The sequence below is a fragment of the Achromobacter deleyi genome (assembly GCF_902859705.1).
Lineage (GTDB): Bacteria > Pseudomonadota > Gammaproteobacteria > Burkholderiales > Burkholderiaceae_B > Achromobacter > Achromobacter deleyi.
Map to the genome: position 1 here is coordinate 140,028 of NZ_CADIJO010000010.1, position 18,934 is coordinate 158,961.

Annotated in this window: 14 protein-coding genes and 1 tRNA gene; 6 read left to right on the forward strand and 9 right to left on the reverse strand. The window is 67.5% G+C overall.

Annotated elements, in window-relative coordinates; genetic code table 11:
• Nucleotides 1-210 precede the first annotated feature (210 nt).
• Both adh and HV798_RS16215 read left to right on the forward strand, forming a co-directional pair.
• Nucleotides 211-1,740, forward strand: coding sequence for an aldehyde dehydrogenase (gene adh / locus HV798_RS16210; RefSeq protein ID WP_175193670.1), 1,530 nt, complete (start codon nucleotides 211-213; stop codon nucleotides 1,738-1,740).
• 73 nt (nucleotides 1,741-1,813) lie between these two features.
• Nucleotides 1,814-2,191: a DUF779 domain-containing protein gene (locus HV798_RS16215; RefSeq protein WP_025139787.1), complete on the forward strand. Its 378-nt coding sequence runs from the start codon at nucleotides 1,814-1,816 to the stop codon at nucleotides 2,189-2,191.
• A gap of 233 nt (nucleotides 2,192-2,424) precedes the next feature.
• Here HV798_RS16215 and HV798_RS16220 read toward each other — a convergent pair whose 3' ends face one another.
• The gene (locus HV798_RS16220) at nucleotides 2,425-3,069 is read right to left on the reverse strand and encodes a 2-hydroxychromene-2-carboxylate isomerase (RefSeq protein WP_175193671.1); all 645 of its coding nucleotides are present in this window, start codon (nucleotides 3,067-3,069) and stop codon (nucleotides 2,425-2,427) included.
• Between the two features lie 216 nt (nucleotides 3,070-3,285).
• On the opposite strand from HV798_RS16220, the gene HV798_RS16225 reads away from it, so the two are divergent.
• A complete protein-coding gene (locus HV798_RS16225) occupies nucleotides 3,286-4,206 on the forward strand; it encodes a LysR substrate-binding domain-containing protein (RefSeq protein ID WP_175193672.1) in 921 nt (306 codons plus the stop codon).
• 211 nt (nucleotides 4,207-4,417) lie between these two features.
• On the forward strand, nucleotides 4,418-6,484 hold the full coding sequence (locus HV798_RS16230) for an LTA synthase family protein (protein WP_175193673.1): 2,067 nt from the start codon (nucleotides 4,418-4,420) through the stop codon (nucleotides 6,482-6,484).
• Nucleotides 6,485-6,525: 41 nt separating this feature from the next.
• Here the strand turns inward: HV798_RS16230 and selD are convergent, their stop codons facing one another.
• The gene (gene selD, locus HV798_RS16235) at nucleotides 6,526-7,587 is read right to left on the reverse strand and encodes a selenide, water dikinase SelD (protein ID WP_175193674.1); all 1,062 of its coding nucleotides are present in this window, start codon (nucleotides 7,585-7,587) and stop codon (nucleotides 6,526-6,528) included.
• A 145-nt stretch (nucleotides 7,588-7,732) separates the two neighbouring features.
• Here selD and HV798_RS16240 point away from each other — a divergent pair, with 145 nt between their 5' ends.
• Together HV798_RS16240 and HV798_RS16245 are read left to right on the forward strand one after the other, a co-directional pair.
• Complete coding sequence (locus tag HV798_RS16240) at nucleotides 7,733-8,833, forward strand: transglutaminase-like domain-containing protein (RefSeq protein ID WP_175193675.1); 1,101 nt, start codon at nucleotides 7,733-7,735, stop codon at nucleotides 8,831-8,833.
• A gap of 11 nt (nucleotides 8,834-8,844) precedes the next feature.
• Nucleotides 8,845-9,384, forward strand: coding sequence for a TlpA disulfide reductase family protein (locus HV798_RS16245; protein WP_175193676.1), 540 nt, complete (start codon nucleotides 8,845-8,847; stop codon nucleotides 9,382-9,384).
• A 368-nt stretch (nucleotides 9,385-9,752) separates the two neighbouring features.
• Here HV798_RS16245 and HV798_RS16250 read toward each other — a convergent pair.
• The 7 genes from HV798_RS16250 to fdnG all read right to left on the reverse strand — a co-directional run bounded on the left by HV798_RS16250 (nucleotide 9,753) and on the right by fdnG (nucleotide 18,809).
• Nucleotides 9,753-9,848: transfer RNA gene (locus tag HV798_RS16250), tRNA-Sec, on the reverse strand.
• Nucleotides 9,849-9,860: 12 nt separating this feature from the next.
• The gene (selB, locus tag HV798_RS16255; RefSeq protein ID WP_175193677.1) at nucleotides 9,861-11,765 is read right to left on the reverse strand and encodes a selenocysteine-specific translation elongation factor; all 1,905 of its coding nucleotides are present in this window, start codon (nucleotides 11,763-11,765) and stop codon (nucleotides 9,861-9,863) included.
• Nucleotides 11,762-13,174, reverse strand: coding sequence for an L-seryl-tRNA(Sec) selenium transferase (selA, locus tag HV798_RS16260; RefSeq protein WP_175193678.1), 1,413 nt, complete (start codon nucleotides 13,172-13,174; stop codon nucleotides 11,762-11,764). Before selA ends, selB begins: the two co-directional genes overlap by 4 nt.
• 2 nt (nucleotides 13,175-13,176) lie before the next feature.
• On the reverse strand, nucleotides 13,177-14,112 hold the full coding sequence (gene fdhE, locus HV798_RS16265) for a formate dehydrogenase accessory protein FdhE (RefSeq protein WP_175193679.1): 936 nt from the start codon (nucleotides 14,110-14,112) through the stop codon (nucleotides 13,177-13,179).
• Nucleotides 14,113-14,200: 88 nt separating this feature from the next.
• Nucleotides 14,201-14,839 carry a formate dehydrogenase subunit gamma gene (locus HV798_RS16270; protein ID WP_175193680.1) on the reverse strand — a complete coding sequence of 213 codons (639 nt, stop codon included), beginning with the start codon at nucleotides 14,837-14,839 and terminating at the stop codon, nucleotides 14,201-14,203.
• The gene (fdxH, locus tag HV798_RS16275; protein ID WP_025139798.1) at nucleotides 14,832-15,731 is read right to left on the reverse strand and encodes a formate dehydrogenase subunit beta; all 900 of its coding nucleotides are present in this window, start codon (nucleotides 15,729-15,731) and stop codon (nucleotides 14,832-14,834) included. Before fdxH ends, HV798_RS16270 begins: the two co-directional genes overlap by 8 nt.
• 9 nt (nucleotides 15,732-15,740) lie before the next feature.
• On the reverse strand, nucleotides 15,741-18,809 hold the full coding sequence (gene fdnG / locus HV798_RS16280; protein ID WP_175193681.1) for a formate dehydrogenase-N subunit alpha: 3,069 nt from the start codon (nucleotides 18,807-18,809) through the stop codon (nucleotides 15,741-15,743).
• Between the last annotated feature and the right edge of the window lie 125 nt (nucleotides 18,810-18,934).

An 18,934-nucleotide genomic window follows, 5' to 3' on the forward strand; every position in this document is an offset into this window, starting at 1 on the left:
CGTTCTGCGACACCTGTTCCGCGACAGTGTCGCAAAACGCGACACCCTGGGGCGGCTGACCGCCGCCCACGCCCTTTGCCGGTGCGTGGAAATCTACTTTCGCACGCGGCAGGCGCGCTTGTCCAGCGGGGAACCCCCGGGATGGCACGCGGTTTGCTTGATACAGGACAGGCACCCGACTGCCGCCATCCCGACAATACGGAGACAAGCATGGACATCGCGACCCGCGTCACCCCCGAATCCTATGGCACCCGCCTGGACCTGAAGACCCAGTACGACAACTTCATCGACGGCAAATGGCAAAAGCCCGCCGACGGCGAGTACTTCGACAACGTCACGCCGGTCACCGGCCAGGTGCTGACCCGCAACGCCCGCTCGAAAGAGCGCGACATCGAACTGGCGCTGGACGCCGCGCACCGCGCCGCCCCCAAATGGGGTGCGACCCCGGCCGCCCAGCGCGCGCAGATGCTGATGCAGATCGCGGACGTCATGGAGGCCAACCTGGAACGGCTGGCCACCGCCGAAACCTGGGACAACGGCAAGCCCATCCGCGAAGCCCGCGCCGCCGACATCCCGCTGGCAATCGACCACTTCCGCTACTTTGCCTCGTGCATCCGCAGCCAGGAAGGCGGCCTGTCCGAAATCGACAGCGACACCGTGGCGTATCACTTCAACGAACCGCTGGGCGTGGTGGGCCAGATCATTCCGTGGAACTTCCCCATCCTGATGGCTGCCTGGAAGCTGGCGCCTGCCCTGGCGGCCGGCAACTGCGTGGTGCTCAAGCCCGCCGAGCAGACGCCGCTGGGCATCCTGCTGCTGATGGAACTGATCGGCGACATCCTGCCCCCGGGCGTGGTCAACGTGGTGACCGGCTTCGGGCTGGAAGCGGGCAAACCGCTGGCCTCCAGCAAGCGCATCGCCAAGATCGCCTTCACCGGCGAGACCACCACCGGCCGCCTGATCATGCAGTACGCGTCGCAGAACATCATTCCCGTGACACTGGAACTGGGCGGCAAGTCGCCCAACATCTTCTTTGCCGACGTGGCCACGCAAGACGACGACTTCCTGGACAAGGCGGTCGAAGGCTTCGTGATGTTCGCGCTGAACCAGGGCGAAGTCTGCACCTGCCCCAGCCGTGCGCTGATCCAGGAATCGCTCTACGACAAGTTCATGGAACGCGCGCTCAAGCGCGTGGGCGAGATCAAGCAGGGCAACCCGCTCGATGCCGACACCATGCTGGGCGCGCAGGCCTCGACCGAGCAGCTGGAGAAGATCCTGTCGTACCTGGACATCGGCAAGCAGGAAGGCGCCCAGGTGCTGGCCGGCGGCAGCCGTGCGCAGCTGCAGGGCGCGCTGGAAGGCGGCTATTACGTGCAGCCCACGGTGTTCAAGGGCCACAACAAGATGCGCGTGTTCCAGGAGGAAATCTTCGGGCCGGTGGTGGCGGTGACCACCTTCAAGGATGCCGACGACGCGCTGGCGCTGGCCAACGACACGCTGTACGGCCTGGGCGCGGGCGTGTGGTCGCGCGATGCCAACACGTGCTATCGGATGGGCCGCGCCATCAAGGCCGGCCGGGTCTGGACCAACTGCTATCACGCCTACCCGGCGCATGCGGCGTTTGGTGGCTACAAGCAGTCGGGCATCGGCCGCGAGAACCACAAGATGATGCTCAACCACTACCAGCAGACCAAGAACCTGCTGGTGAGCTATTCGCCCAAGAAGCTGGGTTTCTTCTGACCGCGACGCAAGGCGGCGCCGGGCCTGGCGGCCCGGCGCGATTCACCCGAACAGCACCCTGCGGAGCCGCATCATGGCAGACCCCACCCCGCGCGTTGTCGCCACCGACGCGGCACGCGAACTCATCGACACCCTGCGCGCCAAGCATGGCCCGCTGATGTTCCACCAGTCCGGCGGCTGTTGCGATGGCAGTTCGCCCATGTGCTACGCCCAGGGCGAATTCATGGTGGGCGGCTCGGACGTGCTGCTGGGCGACCTGGAGGGCTGCCCGTTCTACATGGGCGAAGACCAGTTCGCCTACTGGGAACACACCCAGCTCATCATCGACGCGGTGCCCGGACGCGGCGGCGCGTTTTCACTGGACAGCGCCGAGGGCAAGCGCTTTCTGCTGCGCTCGCGGCTGTACTCCGATGAAGAATGGGCCAACGTGGCGGCGGTCACCAAGGGCTGACGCGCCGCAGGGCCGGCCGCCGCAACGCCTCACGCGCCTTGCGGCGTTCCGCCCTTGTCAGCGGTAGCTTCGCCGGCAACCTGCTTCCATTGAAACGACACGCGGCGGATGCGCGCGGCGCGAAATTGCGTGAACGAACGGCCACCGGGCATCGGTGCGCCGCGTAGGGGACTGCTGGCGTTTTTCATTGCGGATCGAGCATTGACGGGAAAAAATTTCGGGCGGGGCGCGGATCAGCCCGCGCTGGCCGCCCAGGCGCTGACGGGGGCCCGGCGGGTCCATTCCAGGGCGTCTTCCAGACGGTCGTTGCCCCAGAACATCTCGCCATCGACGAAGAAGGTCGGCGCACCGAACAGACCAAGGTGACGCGCCTGGTCGACCTGGCGGCGCAGCGCTTCCTTGGCCGCTTCGGACTTGCCGCGCGCGATCAGCGCATCGGCGTCCAGCGACAGTTCGGTCAGCAGCTCGTGCACGACGTCCTCGGCCTGGATGTCCTGGTCGCGCTGGAAATTGGCGCGGAACACGGCCACGCAGAAATCGCGGCCCCAGGGCTCGTCCTGGCCCAGCAGGGCAATGCGCGCCGGCAGCACGCTCATGCGCGGAAACAACCGAGGGCGGTTGTAGGGCACGCCGTACTTTTCGGCCAGGCGGGCGATGTCGCGCATCATGTAGGCGCCCTTGCCCGGGAACAGGCGAAAAGGCGTGTCGTTCCAGCCCTGGGCCTGGAAGATCGGACCCAGCAGGAAGGGACGCAGGTCCACCTGCACGTCCGCCTGCCTGGCCAGGGCGTCGATGCGCTCGATCGCCAGATAGCTGTAGGGGCTGGCGAAATCGAACCACATTTCGATGCGGGGGGTGGCGGACAAGGGCGCATTCATCGCAAAAGCTCCGGCGGCGGGACGTGGGAACAGCATAGTGCAGGCCGCCCATCTGCGGGAATCGCATTCCCGCGGTGCAACATCAGTGAATCCTGGAGATTCCTCGGCGGCAGGGGCGGTTTGCGGCCGCCCTACCCAAGGATCAGGTTCCATTGGACGCCGCAGGCGTTATATTGCACAAGCAACTTTTCCGCCCCCTACGCATGAGTTTTACGAATGTCATATCCGCTGGCCAGACTGCCTCCGCTTGACCTCGTCCGCGGCTTCGTCGCCGTGGGGCGCCGCATGAGCATCACGCTGGCGGCGCAGGACCTGCACGTGACGCAATCGGCCGTCAGCCGGCAGATCCGCGCGCTGGAAGCCCATCTGGGCGTGCCGCTGCTGCTGCGCGGTTTTCGCAGCGTGTCGTTCACGTCGGAAGGCGCGCAACTGTTCCGCATGGCCGACGCCTGGCTGAGCCAGCTGGGCGACCTGACCGAACAGCTGCGCGCACCGGAACGCCGCACGCCGGTCACCGTCACCACCACCATCGGCGTCGCCTCGCTGTGGCTGCTGCCCAGGCTGGGCGACTTCCAGGCCGCCTATCCGAATATCGATGTGCGCGTGGCGGCCGACAACCGGGTCATCGACATCGACCGCGAAAGTGTGGACATCGCCATCCGCTACAGCCTGCGCGACACCGTGCCGGACGGCGCCGTCTGGCTGTTTGGCGAATCGGTGGTGCCGGTGGCCCATCCGTCCCTGAAGGCCCGCGCCCTGGATGCGCGCGAATTGCAGCGCCACGTGCTGCTGGAGTTCGACGACCCCACCCGGCCCTGGCTGCAATGGTCCGAATGGCTCAACGCGCGCGGCCTGGGCCGGGTGCGGCCCAAGGGCATGCTGCGGTTCAACCAATACGACCAGATCGTGCACGCCGCGCTGGCCGGCCATGGCATCGCCCTGGGCCGGCTGGCCCTGATCGCGCCGATGCTGGCGGACCAGCGCCTGGCCACCGTGGGCGGCGCCGCGGCCGATGCCACCGAACACGCCTATTGGCTGGTGCGCAACGCCCGCCGCAGCACGCCCGATGCCGACATCGTGACCCGCTGGCTGGTGCAGCAGGGCGCGGCCACCGCCCAGGCGCTGACGCCGCCGTGACGCCGGCCGGCGCGGCGGCCTGACGGGCGCCGTACAAGATCTATACAAACTTTCATACATTCCCGTCCCCGCTCCTGTAGATTGCGGCCTGCGCAACAAGCACGGGTCCGAGCTCTGCCTATTCGCGACGGCGTTCTGCCCTGGCCATCGGCCCGCAGGCCTGTCGCCGCCACTTCCGGCGCGCCTCCCCCGCAATCCTCTCAAGGCGCTGATGACGACGCTCTTTCGCTCTTCCCGGGCATGGCAGGACTGGTTCCTGAATTTCCAGCGCTCTTTCCTGATCCTGCTGGCGCCGTGGCTGGTGTCGGTACTGGCCCAAGGCGCCGGACGCGGCTACCTGCTGTATGCCTATGCGCCGCCCAACGCCTATACGGCGCTGCCGCAGGACATCAGCCGCACCCTTGGCATCGGCCTGCTGTTCGACATCAAGGTGTCGGCCATCGCATTTTCGGTGCTGCTGCTGATTGCCCTGCTGCTGCCCGCCCGCCCCACCTGGCAGGGCCGCTGGCTGCGCAGCCTGCCCTATGTCGGGGCGACGATGGCCATGCTGTTCGCCGCCAGCACCGTGATCAGCGTCTGCTACTTCGCCACCTTTTCGCGGTCGATCGACATCTTCGTGTTCGGCCTGATGGACGACGACACCCACGCCATCCTGCTGACGCTGTGGCAGGGCTATCCGGTGCTGCGGGCGCTGGCGCTGCTGGCGGCCGTGCTGGGCATCACCTTCTGGCTGGCGCGCCGCTGGGGCGCCAGCGTGCTGCGCGCACGGCTGGCGCAGCGCCCCCTCTTGCCCAGCGCATTGCGCCTGCTGCTGATCATCGGCATCACCGTGCTGGCGTGCCGCGGGTCGCTGGGCACCTTTCCGCTCAACAAGGACGACACCAGCATTTCGTCGCTGCGGCTTCTGAACGACATCGCGCCCAACGGCATCTCGGCATTTTTCTGGGCGCTGGACGACCGCGGCAACGACAAGCGCTTCACGCCCGTCTCGGACCAGGATGGCGCCGAGCTGTACCAGCGCTTCCTGGGCCGGCCCGGCCAAGGGCTGGCACCCTTCATGGCCAGCACCGGCGCCAATCCGGCGGCCCAGGCCCATCCGCCCCACGTGGTGCTGCAGGTCATGGAAAGCATGGGCCACCACATGAACCAGTACGACCGCCCCGGGCGCGATCTGCTGGGCGCCCTGCGGCCGCATTGGAACGCGGATTGGCGCTTTGACCGGTTCCTGTCCGAAGGCAATGGCACCATCGATTCGCTCAGCCGCTTGATGGTGCGCAGCCCCGTGCCCGCCATCAGCCAGTCGTCGGCGGCCAGCGGCGTCTTCGACAGCAACGCCTTCACGCCCTTCCTGGCGCGCGGCTACAAGGTGCTGTTCGTGACGTCGGGCGCAGCCACCTGGCGCAACCTGGGCAGCTTCGCCAGCCACCTGGGCGCGCGCGAATTCATCGACCAACTGGCACTGAAACAGCGTTATCCCGAGGCCGAGGCCGGCGCCTGGGGCGTGCCCGATGAATACATGTTCCGCTACATTGCCGAACGGCTGGCGCAGGCCGACCGTGACGGCCAGCCCCTGTTCATCGTGGCCCTGTCCACCACCCACCATCCGCCCTTCCTGGTGCCCGCAGGCGGCAAGCGGGGCGGCATCAATCTGGACGATGTGGAAAACCTGCCGTACTACGATTCGTGGACTGGCCTGGACGACGCCTTCGATACGCTGCGCTACGCCAACGACCAGCTGGGCCGTTTCCTCAGCGGCCTGAAGGCCTCGGCCAACGGCGCCAACACCATCGTTGCCGTCACCGGCGACCACAACATCCTGGGCGTGGACTACCAGGCCGACACCGACGCCGTGCTGGCACGCGCCGTGCCTTTCTACCTGTACGTGCCGCAGGCCTACCGCGGGCAGTCGACCTACGACCCGTCACGCCCCGGCAGCCACAAGGACATCCTGCCCACGCTGTACCACCTGAGCCTGCCCGACACGCCGTACTTCCGCAGCGGCTGCGACCTGCTGGCCGCCCGGCCCGACCCGCAATGGTGCTTCGGCTACAACAACCCGCGCCTGCTCATCACCCGCGACGGCGCCTACCGCAAGGACCGCCCGGGACGCATCATGCCCTGGGCCGGCGATGCCGGCGTGGCGCTGGCGCCCGAACAGGACGCCTCGCCCGCCCAGCGCACCGAAGAAGCCCGGCTGCAAGCCTACGGGCCGCTGCTGAAATGGCAGATCAACTACCAGGTGCAGAACCAGGCGCCGCCACGGCGGGACCGGCCCTAGGCCAGGGCGCGGCCGCGCCGCTCGGGCCGGCCGCACGCGCTTCAGACCACCCGCACCAGCGCGTCGCCCGGCACCATTTCACCGACCACCGCGGCGTCCTCGAAGCCCTGGTGATGGAACAGATCCAGCACCGCCTGCGCCGTCTGCGGCGTGCAGGCCACCAGCAGGCCGCCCGAAGTCTGCGGATCGGTCAACAGGGCCCGCTCGACGTCGGTCACCTCGGCCCCCAGGCGCACGGACTCGCCATACGAGGCCCAATTGCGCCCCGACGCGCCCGTCACCACGCCATCGGCGGCGAAGGCCTGCACGCCAGGCAACCACGGCAAGGCATCGCGGCGCAACTGCGCCGTCAGCTTGGCGCCACGCGCCATTTCCAACGCATGCCCCAACAGCCCGAAGCCGGTCACGTCGGTGATGGCATGCACGCCGTCCAGCGCGGCCAGCGCCGCACCGGGCCGGTTCAGCCGGGTCGTCGTATCGATCATCACGCGATAACCGGCCGCATCCAGGCGGTTCTTCTTCAGCGCCGCCGACAGGATGCCCACGCCCAGGCCCTTGCCCAGGATCAGCACGTCGCCCGCGCGCGCATCGGCATTGCGCTTGATGCGGCCCGGATGCACCAGGCCCATCGCCGCCAGGCCGTAGATGGGTTCCACCGAATCGATGCTGTGGCCGCCCGCGACAGGAATGCCGGCGTCCGCGCAGACCGATTCGCCGCCGCGCAGGATGTCTGCGATGACGCTGTGCGGCAGCACATTGATCGGCATGCCCACGATCGCCAGCGCCATGATCGGCGTGCCGCCCATGGCGTACACATCCGACAGCGCATTGGTCGCCGCGATGCGGCCGAAATCGAACGGGTCGTCCACGATCGGCATGAAGAAGTCGGTCGTGGCGATCAGCGCCTGCTCGTCGTTGAGCCGATACACCGCCGCATCATCGGCCGTCTCGGTGCCCACCAGCAGGTCCGGATAGCTGGCCGCGGGACCGAAACGCGCCAGCAATTCCGACAGCACGCCGGGCGCGATCTTGCAGCCACAGCCGCCGCCATGGGACAGCGAAGTCAAGCGCGGCACCGCCGCCGATGCAGCATCCTGGGTCATGTCAATCTCTCCGTAAGGGGTCTCGGAAAAGGATAGCATCGCCCCCCGGAATGGCCCTATCATCATTGCTGCAGCACGCAGCAACGGACGGCCCGCCCGCCACCGGGCGCACCGACAGCCAAACTTCACCGTGCGTGAGGGCTTTATGGATCGCCGACACTTCCTCCGTTTCTCGGGCGCCGTGTGCGCCACCCAGGCCGCCCTGCCGTTGACGGCCCGCGCGCAGCAGGCCCCCGTCACCGCCGGCTGGCGCGCCTACGAACTGACCAGCAGCATCACCGTGAAAGACCCCGGCGCCCAGACCCGCCTCTGGATTCCGGTGCCCTACGCCACCGACACCGCCTACCAGCGCGGCGCACAAAGCACCTGGCAGGTCAGCGGCGGCGGCACTGCGCAATTGGTCCAGGCCCCCGGCTACGACGTGCAGATGCTGGCCGTGCAATGGCCCGACGCCCAGGCACCACGGCAAGTCACCGTCACCAGCCGCTTCCAGACCCGCAACCGCCGCGTCGACCTGACCCAGCCCCCGCCGGCCGGTACCCCGCGCGAAAGCGCCGCCACCCTGCGCGAATTCCTCAAGCCCACCGCGCTCTTGCCCACCGACGGCATCGTCAAGACCACCGCCGACCAGATCACCCGCGGCCACCAGGGCACCCTGGCCCGCGCCCGCGCCATTTACGACTGGGTCGTCGAAAACACCTGCCGCACCGCAGCAACCCGCGGCTGCGGCGTCGGCGACGTGCGCTACATGCTCACCGCCAACGACCTGAACGGCAAATGCGCCGACATCAACGCGCTCTTTGTCGCCCTGGCCCGCGCGTCCGGCATTCCGGCCCGCGACGCCTACGGCCTGCGCGTGGCCGACTCGCAGCTCGGCTACAAAAGCCTGGGCAAGGCCGGCGACGTCACCAAGGCGCAGCACTGCCGCGCCGAGTTCTACGCCGACGGCTACGGCTGGATCCCCGTCGACCCCGCCGACGTGCGCAAAGTCATGCTCGAAGAGCCCCCCGGCGACCTGCCCCTGACCGACGCCAAAGTGCGCGCCGCGCGCGTCATGCTGTTCGGCGCCTGGGAAATGAACTGGGTCGCCTACAACCACGGCCACGACGTCGCGCTGCCCGGCACCGCCCACGGCCCCGTCCCGTTCCTCATGTACCCCAACGGCGAAACCGCCGACGGCCGCCTGGACAGCCTGGACCCCGACAGCTTCAGCTACAAGCTCACCGCCAAGCCCCTGTCCACCTGACCCCGCGCGCCATGATCAGCCGCCGCCAGCTCCTGCAATCCGGCCTGTCGCTAGCCGCCCTGCCCCCCTGGGCCCGCGCCGCCAGCGACAGCGCCCTGAAGGCCGCCACCGGCCCCGACTGGGCCCCCTGGACCACCCCCACTCCCCCATTGATCCTGCCCGACCTCTCCGGCCGCGAACAGAAACTCTCCGCCTGGCGCGGCAACGTCGTCATCGTCAGCTTCTGGGCCACCTGGTGCGACCCCTGCCGCGACGAAATCCCCCTCATGTCCGCCATGGCCCGCCGCCACCGCGAAGAAGGCCTGCGCCTGGTCGCCGTCAACGTAGGCGAAGCCCTGGGCAAGATCACCACCTTCCTGGCCAAATGGCCCGTCGCCGGCACCGTCCTGCACGACCGCAACAGCACCGCCTCAAAAAAATGGGACGCCGCCGGCCTCCCCGCCAACTACCTGATCGACCGCGGCGGCACCGCCCGCTACTGGCACCTGGGCGCCCTGGACTGGAAAGCCGACAACGTCACGAGCGTCGTCACCAAGATGCTGCGCGCGTAGCGAATGACCCCCCGTCATTCCAAACCGCCCACCCAAACAAAAGGCGGCGCAAAGCGCCGCCCCCGCCAAAACAAAACCCCTTCCGCCAATCCCCACAACAAGCAAACCGTTCGATCAAGATTCAGCACCGCGACAACCCAATCCAACGTGAGCCGTGGCGTTGCGGGGCGTGTGACAGTGGGCCGTTTAGATTGCGCCCGAGGGAATCCGAAGGAGTCGCCGAAGGCGAGGACGAGGATGACAACGGGGCAGTCCGGAGCGAAGGCTCCGGACCGCAATCGGAGGCCCACTGTCACACGCCCCGCAACGCCACGGCGGCAGAAGAACTCACCCCATCGCCAGCAACAACACAACGTCAGCAAAAGAATTGGCGGAAGGCAGCAGGAGTCGAACCTACCTGGGAACGTCTGACGCCCCCAACCGGGTTTGAAGCCCGGCCGTGCCACCGGACACGGATGCCTTCCGCAGTGACCCGCCTATGATACCCGCAGCACATGCGCATCCCGCACCCGCCGCGTCACCCCCGTCCGGTCAAAAAACTCCAGAATCTGAATCGCCCGCTTGCGCCCCAACCCCGTCGCATCCCGGAACGCCGCCGCATTCAGCCCAGCAGGCTTGCCCGCCAGATCGACCGCCAGCGCCACCAATTGCGCCACCTGCTCGCGGTCATAGAAAAGATCCTTCACCACCTGCGCCACCTCACCGCGCCTGAGCAGCTTGCGCAGCACCTGCCGCACCCGGTCTTCCGGCTCGGCAAGCAGCCGCGCCATATCCCGCACCCATGGCGGATCGTAGGCCCCCGCTGCCAGCAGCGGCAGCAGCCGCTGCGCCAACTGGGCTTCGCCCTCGGCCAGCACCGCCACATGATTCGGCAGATGCAGCCACGGCCCATTGCGCACCACGCGGCCATGCTGTTGCAGATGATCCAGCAACCCCTGCCACAGCGGTTCAGGCGCTGTTGGCAATGCCATCCGGCGCAGCCGTGAACTGTCCGGCCCCGGCTCATCCGGCGCCCCCTGGTGAAAGGCCGCCAGCGCCGCCTCCACCCGATCGCGCAATGCCTCCCAGTGCGACGACAGGATCAGCGTGCGCGCCCCTTGCGGCGTGCGCGGCGCAATCCAGCTGGCCCCGTGCGGCGCGGCCAGTTCGCTCACCGGCTGGCCCGTCAGGCGCTGCAACGCCGCTTCGTCCAGGCCCAGCGTCGCCTGTTCCAGCAACGGGTGCAGCCCGCCGCCATCCAGCATCTCGGCCACCGCGCCCAGCCATTGCAGCCGCGATGCTGCGCGGCGTTTGCGATCCGGCGCGTTCGGGTCCAGCACCCGGCCCCCGCCCACCGTGCGCGTCGCCTGCGAATTGCGCACGATGTAGCGGTCGCCGGGCATCGCGCACACCGGCTCGTCGAACACCAGCTGCACCCAGCCGGACTGCCCCGGCGCCAGCGATTCCGCCGACAGCGGCACCGCATGCGCCATGTGGCGCGCGGCGCCGATATGCACATGCAGCGGCGTCCAGGCCCGCAGCGCCGCATCGGCAGAATCCAGCAACGTCAGCGCCACATCCACGTGGCGCGACGGCAGGAAACAGCGCGCATCCGCGATCCAGTCGCCGCGTCCGATTGCCTGCTTGTCGATGCCCGCCAGGTTCAAGGCGCAGCGTTGCCCGGCCGAGCCCGTTGCGCTGGACTGGTTCTGCGCGTGGATGCTGCGCACCCGCACCCGCGTGCCCGCCGGCATCAGCCGCAGATCGGCGTCGTCATCGCCCGCCCGCGCCTGGCCGCCGTGCGCCGTGCCCGTCACCACCGTGCCGTGGCCCGCCAACGTGAACACCCGGTCCACCGCCAATCGGAACAGGCCCTGGTGGCCGCGTGCGCCCAGCGCCTGCGCGGTCTCGTCCAGGTGGCGCTTCAGGTCGGCCGTGCCGCCGTCATCCGGCTGTGCTGCGCAAACCTCGAACACCGGCGCGCCCTGCAAAAAGGTATCCGCCACCAGGGCCGCGATCTCGGCGCGCACCGCCGCCAGCCGAGCCGCATCGGCGCGATCCGCCTTGGTCAGCGCCACCGCACCGCGCGCCACGCCCAGCAGCGTCAGAATCGCCAGGTGCTCGCGCGTCTGCGGCATGACGCCGTCGTCGGCCGCCACCACCAGCAGGCCGAAGTCGATGCCGCTGGCGCCCGCGGCCATCGTGTGCACCAGCTTTTCGTGGCCCGGCACGTCGATGAAGCCCAGCACGTCGCCATTGGCCAGCGGCGTATAGGCGTAGCCCAGTTCAATGGAAATGCCGCGCGCCTTCTCTTCCTTCAGACGGTCGGTGTCCACCCCCGTCAGCGCTCGCACCAACGTGGTCTTGCCATGGTCGATATGGCCGGCCGTGCCGACGATCATGCCATGGGCTCCGCCAGCTGCGCGGCGAAGTCGGCTTCGTCGCGGGCCTCCAGACAGCGCAGATCGAGCCACAGCGCGTCGTCCGCGATGCGTCCGATCACGGGCACCGGCAGGCCTCGCAGCCGCGCTTCCAGTCGGTCCAGATGGCGCCCGGGACGTCCGCTGCCGGTGTAGCGCACCGCCAGCCCGAAGCTGGGCAGTTGGTCCACCGGCAAGGCGCCGCTGCCGATCTGGCTGAACATCGGCACCGCCTGCACCTCGTAGCCCGCGCCCACGGCATGGGCCAGCGTGCCGCGCAGCCGCTCGGCCTGCGGCTGGATATCGCGCTGCGGGCGCGTGAGCAGCCGCAACGTGGTCAGGCGCTGCGCCAGGAATTCCGGCGCGCGATACAGGGCCAGCACCGGTTCCAGCGCGGCCAGCGTCAGCTTGCCCACGCGCAGCGCGCGCTTGAGCGGATTCTTCTTGATCTTGCGGATCAGGTCGGCACGGCCCACCAGCAGGCCCGCCTGCGGTCCGCCCAGGAGCTTGTCGCCGCTGAACGTCACCAGGTCGGCCCCCGCGGCAATGGTCTCGCGCACCGTGTCCTCGCGCGGCAGGCCGAATTGCGTCAGGTCTACCAGCGTGCCGCTGCCCAGGTCCACCGTGGCGGGCAGCCCGCGGGCATGCGCCAGCGCCGCCACCTCGGCCACGCTGACGCTCTTGGTGAAACCAGTGACCGCGTAGTTGCTGCAATGCACCTTCATCAACATCGCGGTGCGCGGGCCGATGGCGGTCTCGTAGTCCGCCGCATGAGTGCGGTTGGTGGTGCCTACCTCGACCAGCTTGGCGCCGGCCCGCTTCATGATGTCCGGAATGCGGAAGGCGCCGCCGATCTCGACCAGTTCGCCGCGCGACACGACGACCTCGCGGCGGTCGGCCAGCGCGTTCAACATCAGCAACACCGCGGCCGCGTTGTTGTTGACCACCGTGGCGGCTTCGGCCCCGGTCAGTTCGCACAGCAGCTCGTCGATCAGGTCATCGCGGTCGCCGCGCCCGCCCGTGTCCAGGTCGAATTCCAGGTTGGCCGGCGAACGCAGCGCGCGCAGCACCGAATCGACGGCCGCGTCGGGCAGCAGCGCCCGCCCCAGGTTGGTGTGCAGCACCGTGCCCGTCAGGTTGTACACGGCCCGCAGGCGCGGCGCCGCGGCAGCCGCCAGCGCGGCCGACACCGCTGCCGCAACCGTGACCTCGGCCAGGTCCGCGCGCGGCAGCTCGCCTGCCAGCGCCCGCTGGCGCAGCGCGTCCAGGTGGCGGCGCAACGCCGCCACGACCTGCGTGCGGCCATGGGTTTCCAACGCGACGGCCAGGCCGGGCGCGTTCAGCAGGCGGTCCAGCGCCGGAATGTCGGCGGCGGCGGCAAGATCGGCCATGGCTATTCCTCGTCGGCGCCGTGCCACAGCAGCGGATTGCCGCTGGCCCGTGAATAGCCGGCCTCGCCCACCAGCACGTCCAGCATCAGGCTGGCCAGGTCGTCGGCCACCGGTTCGACGTGCAGGTCCTTGTCTTGATAGAAGATCTTGCGATAGGCGTGGCAACGGTCGCAGGTTTCGGCCTTGATGGCGGGTGAACGGCCGTCGATGGCCTGATAGGCCACGGATTCCACGTCTTCGCAGTGCGTGCACTTGACGCGCACCATGTGCCATTGGGTCGCGCAGAGGCTGCAGCACAGGTAACGGTAGCCCTCGAACTGGCCGCCGACCCGCACCACGCTGGCCACCGGCAGGCTGGCGCACACCGGACACACGCCGAAGGGCGACGCCACCGGCAGCTGCTTTTCGTCGAAGCGGCTGGCCAGATCGGTCCAGTAGACCTGCAGCGCGGCCATCACGAACGGGGCGGCAGCGCCGTCCACGCCGTGGTGCTGTTCAGACAGCACGGCCTCGGCCAGGTCTTCGAGCGATTCGGTGTCTTCGTCCAGCGCACGGCGCAGCGACGCACAGACCTCGACGGCCTCGGCCGGCACGTCGGGGCCGGCGGCGACATCGTCGACCAGCTGGCGCAGGATGTCCCGCCACAGCGGGTCGCGCGGCCAGCCCACGGCTTGCAGCGGCGGCATGCCGTGGGTCTGGGCCAGTTCGATGCGCTCTTGCGAGGCGGGCGGCGCGGCGCAGCCCTTCAGCGCACGATGCTGGGCGTCGACCAACCGGGCCATCAACAGCAGATAGTCGGCCACCGGACTGTCCGCGGCCAGTTGCCGCAAGCGGGCCGCGCGGGTCGCGAAAACCGACTCGCGCGCCGGCAACTGGACGCGGGGAATGGTGTTGTGGTCTAGCGCTTCGATCTCGCCGCGCGGAAGAATTCGCTGCAATTCGCGTCTCCAGATAAACAAACACGGCTGCCGCCCCGACATAGGGGAGGCAGCCGTGCGGTCAGACCCGTGAAATCGGCCGGGCGGATTACTTGCTCTTGCCCACTTGTTCCCGGAACCAGGCGCGATGGTGCTTCCACGCCCAGCCTGCGGTCACATAGCCCCGCAGCATTGCCGTCAGGGAACCCTTGACCCAGATCGCCGCATAAATATGCACAATGATCGCGCAAATCAGCACCAATGCACAAACGGCATGCAGCACCGAAGCGGCGCGGACGACCCAGATCGGGAAATAGAAGGCGAAGAATTCGCGCCAGATGACGATGCCGCTGACGAACAGCCCCAGCATGCACAGGATCAGCACGTAGAACAGCAGCTTCTGGCCGGCGTTGTACTTGCCGACTTCGGGCAGCTTTTCTTCGCGGTTGTCCAGCACGTCGTCCAGCTGCCGCAGCCACTGGCGGTCGGCCTTCGTCATGAGGTTGTAGCGCCACATGTGGCCGGCGAACACGACGAAGCAGACGAACATCACCAGACCGATGAACGGATGCAGGATGCGCGTCCAGGGGCCGCCGCCGAACAGGTTGGTCAGCCAGAACATCGACGGGTGAAACAGCGCCAGGCCGGACAACGCCAGCAGGATGAACGTCAGCGCGATGATCCAGTGGTTGGTGCGCTCGCCCGGCGAATAGCGCCGGATGCGGCGGTGACGGTGGTCTTCACTCATGGCGCACCTCCTCTTCGGCGCGGCGTTCGTCTTCCTCGCTGACCTCGTTGCGGCCAACGCGGGCGTAGTGGAAGAAGCCCGCCAGCGCCGTCAGCGCCATGACGGCCACGCCGAGCGGCTTGGTGATGCCCTTCCACAGCGACACCATCGGGCTGATGTGCGGGTCCTTCGGCAGCCCGTGGTACAGCCCGGGCTGGTCGGCGTGATGCAGCACGTACATGACGTGGGTGCCGCCCACCCCTTGCGGGTCGTACAGGCCGGCCTGGTCAAAACCCCGCGACTTCAGGTCTTCGATGCGTTCGGCCGCGTGCTGCTTCATGTCGTCCTTGGTGCCGAACACGATGGCGCCGGTGGGACAGGCCTTGACGCAGGCCGGTTCCTGGCCGACGGCCACGCGGTCGGAGCACAGGGTGCACTTGTACGCCTTGTGGTCCTTCTTGGAGATGCGCGGCACGTTGAACGGGCAGCCGGTGATGCAGTAGCCGCAACCGATGCAGTTCTCTTCGTGGAAATCGACGATGCCGTTGTTGTACTGGATGATGGCGCCCGGCGACGGACAGGCCTTCAGGCAGCCCGGGTCCTCGCAGTGCATGCAGCCGTCCTTGCGGATCAGCCATTCCAGGTCGCCCTGCGGATTCTCGTATTCCGAGAAGCGCATGACGGTCCAGGAATGCTCGGTCAGGTCGGCCGGATTGTCGTACACGCCGACGTTGGTGCCGATCTCGTCGCGCAGGTCGTTCCATTCCATGCAGGCGCTTTGGCACGCCTTGCAGCCGATGCACTTGGACACGTCGATCAGCTTGGCCACCGAGCCCGTGATGGGCTCGCGGATGCCCGGCGGCGGCGTGGTGGTGGCGGAGCGCCGCTTGATGTCTAGGGATTGCATGGACATGTCGGTCTCCTAAGCCTTCTCGACCTGCACCAGGAACGACTTGAATTCCGGAGTCTGGGAATTGCCGTCGCCCACGAATGGCGTCAGGGTGTTGGTGAGGAAGCCCGGCTTGGCCAGGCCCACGAAGCCCCAATGGATCGGGATGCCCACGTGGTGCACGGTTTTGCCTTCGATGGTCAGCGGCCGCAGGCGCTTGGTGACCAGCGCCACCGCCTTGATATAGCCGCGGTTGGACGACACCTTGACGCGCGACCCGTTGGCGATGCCCAGCTCCTTGGCCATGACTTCGCCGATCTCGACGAACTGCTCGGGCTGCAGGATCGCGTTGATGCGGACGTTCTTGGTCCAGTAGTGGAAGTGCTCGGTCAGGCGATAGGTGGTGGCCACGTACGGGAACTTGTCCACCGTGCCCATTGCCGCCAGGTCGTCCTTGAACACGCGCGCCGCCGGATTGCTGGTGACGCCCTTGGCCTTCGGGTACAGCGGGTTGTAGCCCAGCGGGTTCTCGAACGGCTCGTAATGTTCGGGGAACGGCCCTTCGGCCATGCCCGCCCGTGCGAAGAAGCGCGCCACACCCTCGGGGTTCATGATGAACGGCCCCATGCCGCCGTCGGGGTTTTCATCTCCCTTGAAGTCAGGGATGTCGGCCCCGACCCACGCCTTGCCATTCCAGGAAATCAGGTTGCGGCGCGGGTTGAACGGCTTGCCGGACACGTCGCACGAGGCCCGGTTGTACAGGATGCGGCGGTTGGCCGGCCACGCCCAGGCCCAGTTCAGGGTCTGGCCGATGCCGGTGGGGTCGCTGTTGTCGCGGCGCGCCATCAGGTTGCCGCCGGGGCCCCAGGCGCCGGCAAAGATCCAACAGCCGCTGGCCGTCGACCCATCGTCGCGCAGCTCGGCGAAACCGGCCAGCTGCTCGCCGCCCTTGCGGGTGATCTTGGTCGCGTCCTTGGGGTCGGCCAGATCCACCAGCGCCTTGCCCGAGTATTCCTTGGCCAGCTCTTCCGCGGTGGGGCTTTGCGGGTTGGAATACGGCCACGACAGGTTGACGATGGGGTCGGGATACTTGCCGCCTTCGTCCTGGTACATCTTGCGCAGGCGCGTGAAGATGAGCGACATGATCTCGATGTCGCTCTTGGCCTCGCCCGGAGGCTCGGCGCCCTTCCAGTGCCATTGCAGCCAGCGCCCGGAATTGACCAGCGCGCCGTCTTCTTCGGCGAAACAGGTGGTGGGCAGGCGGAACACTTCGGTCTGGATCTGCGAGGGATCGACGTCGTTGGCCTCGCCCGCGTTGCGCCAGAATTCCGAGGTCTCGGTGACCAGCGGGTCCATGATGACCAGGAACTTCAGCTTGGCGAAACCCGCGTTCAGCTTGGCCTTGTTGGGCGCGGCCGCCAGCGGGTTGAAGCCCTGCGCCAGGTAGCCATTCATCTTGCCCTGCACCATCAGCTCATAGACTTGCAGCATGTCGTAGAGCTTGTCCAGCTTGGGCAGGTAGTCGAACGCCCAGTTGTTCTCGGCGGTCGCGGCCTTGCCCCACCAGGCCTTCATCAGGCTCACGTGGAACTTGCTGTAGTTCTGCCAGTAGCTGAGCTGGTTGGGCCGCAGGGGCTTGAGCGCGCGCGACTCGATGTACTTGCCGTAGTCCTGTTCAGGCTCGTTGGGCAGGGTCATGTAGCCGGGCAGCAGGTTCGACATCAGGCCCAGGTCGGTCAGGCCCTGGATGTTCGAGTGCCCGCGCAGCGCGTTCATGCCGCCGCCGGCAATACCGATGTTGCCCAACAGCAGCTGCACCATGGCGCCGGTGCGGATGATCTGCGAACCGATCGAGTGCTGCGTCCAGCCCAGCGCGTACAGGATGGTGGCGGCGCGGTCGGTGGTGGCGGTGGACGCCAGCATGTCGCACACCTTCAGGAACTTGTCCTTGGGCGTGCCGCAGACGCGTTCGACCATCTCTTCGGTGTAGCGCGAATAGTGCTTCTTCAAGAGCTGGTAGACCGTGCGCGGATGCTGCAGCGACGGGTCCGTCTTGACGAAGCCGTCGTCGCCGCGCTCGTAGTCCCAGCTGGCCTTGTCGTAGCTGCGCTTGTCGGCGTTGTAGCCCGAGTACAGGCCCGCGTCGAACGTGAAGTCCTCGCGCACGATGTACGAAAAGTCGGTGTAGTTGCGCACGTACTCGTGCTGGATCTTGTCGTGATCCAACAGGTACTTGATGACACCGCCCAGGAAGATGATGTCGGTGCCGGTGCGTATGGGCGCGTAGAAGTCCGCCACGGATGCCGAGCGCGTGAAGCGCGGATCCACGACGATCAGCTTCGCCTTGTTATGGGCTTTCGCTTCCGTGACCCATTTGAACCCGCACGGGTGGGCCTCGGCGGCATTGCCGCCCATGATCAGTACTACGTCCGCGTTCTTGATGTCGACCCAATGGTTCGTCATCGCTCCACGGCCAAACGTCGGGGCAAGACCTGCCACCGTCGGGCCATGTCAGACACGGGCTTGATTGTCGAACGCCAACATCCCCATGCTGCGCACGGTCTTGTGCGTGATGTAGCCCACCTCGTTGCTGCTTGCCGAGGCGGCCAGCATGCCGGTGGTCAGCCACCGGTTGACTGTCTTGCCGTCCGCGGTCTTCTCGACGAAGTTCGCGTCGCGGTCGGCCTTCATGAGCTTGGTGATGCGCGTCAGGGCGTCGTCCCACGACATCCGCACCCACTTGTCCGAACCGGGCGCCCGGTATTCCGGGAATTTCAGGCGGTTGGGGCTGTGGATGAAGTCGATCAGGGCCGCGCCCTTGGGACAGAGCGTCCCGCGGTTCACGGGGTGGTCGGGGTCGCCTTCGATATGCATGATGCTGGCGCGGGCATTCTTGGCGCCATCGCCAAGGCCATACATCAAGAGACCACAGGCGACCGAACAGTAGGGACAGGTGTTGCGCGTTTCCGTCATGCGCGCAAGCTTGTACTGGCGGACTTCAGCCATTGCCGTGCCGGGGGCTACCCCCAGCAAGGCCAGGCTCGAGCCCGCCAGCGTCGTACCGGTCACCTTGAAGAACTGGCGGCGGTTCATGTTGACCATGAAACACTCCTCTCCGGGTGAAAGGGGGAACTCTCGGACCGATCCGAAGAAAAGCCCTACAAGTTCCAAGGATATGCAAGCAAGTATAGGCGCAGCGCGCGCCGGACGCCATCGGTCACGGGGAC

Coding starts and splice junctions, on each gene's coding strand:
- adh (WP_175193670.1), top strand. CDS start 211: ATGGACATCGCGACCCGCGTCACCCCCGAATCCTATGGCACCCGCCTG.
- HV798_RS16215 (WP_025139787.1), top strand. CDS start 1,814: ATGGCAGACCCCACCCCGCGCGTTGTCGCCACCGACGCGGCACGCGAA.
- HV798_RS16220 (WP_175193671.1), bottom strand. CDS start 3,069: ATGAATGCGCCCTTGTCCGCCACCCCCCGCATCGAAATGTGGTTCGAT.
- HV798_RS16225 (WP_175193672.1), top strand. CDS start 3,286: ATGTCATATCCGCTGGCCAGACTGCCTCCGCTTGACCTCGTCCGCGGC.
- HV798_RS16230 (WP_175193673.1), top strand. CDS start 4,418: ATGACGACGCTCTTTCGCTCTTCCCGGGCATGGCAGGACTGGTTCCTG.
- selD (WP_175193674.1), bottom strand. CDS start 7,587: ATGACCCAGGATGCTGCATCGGCGGCGGTGCCGCGCTTGACTTCGCTG.
- HV798_RS16240 (WP_175193675.1), top strand. CDS start 7,733: ATGGATCGCCGACACTTCCTCCGTTTCTCGGGCGCCGTGTGCGCCACC.
- HV798_RS16245 (WP_175193676.1), top strand. CDS start 8,845: ATGATCAGCCGCCGCCAGCTCCTGCAATCCGGCCTGTCGCTAGCCGCC.
- selB (WP_175193677.1), bottom strand. CDS start 11,765: ATGATCGTCGGCACGGCCGGCCATATCGACCATGGCAAGACCACGTTG.
- selA (WP_175193678.1), bottom strand. CDS start 13,174: ATGGCCGATCTTGCCGCCGCCGCCGACATTCCGGCGCTGGACCGCCTG.
- HV798_RS16270 (WP_175193680.1), bottom strand. CDS start 14,839: ATGAGTGAAGACCACCGTCACCGCCGCATCCGGCGCTATTCGCCGGGC.
- fdxH (WP_025139798.1), bottom strand. CDS start 15,731: ATGTCCATGCAATCCCTAGACATCAAGCGGCGCTCCGCCACCACCACG.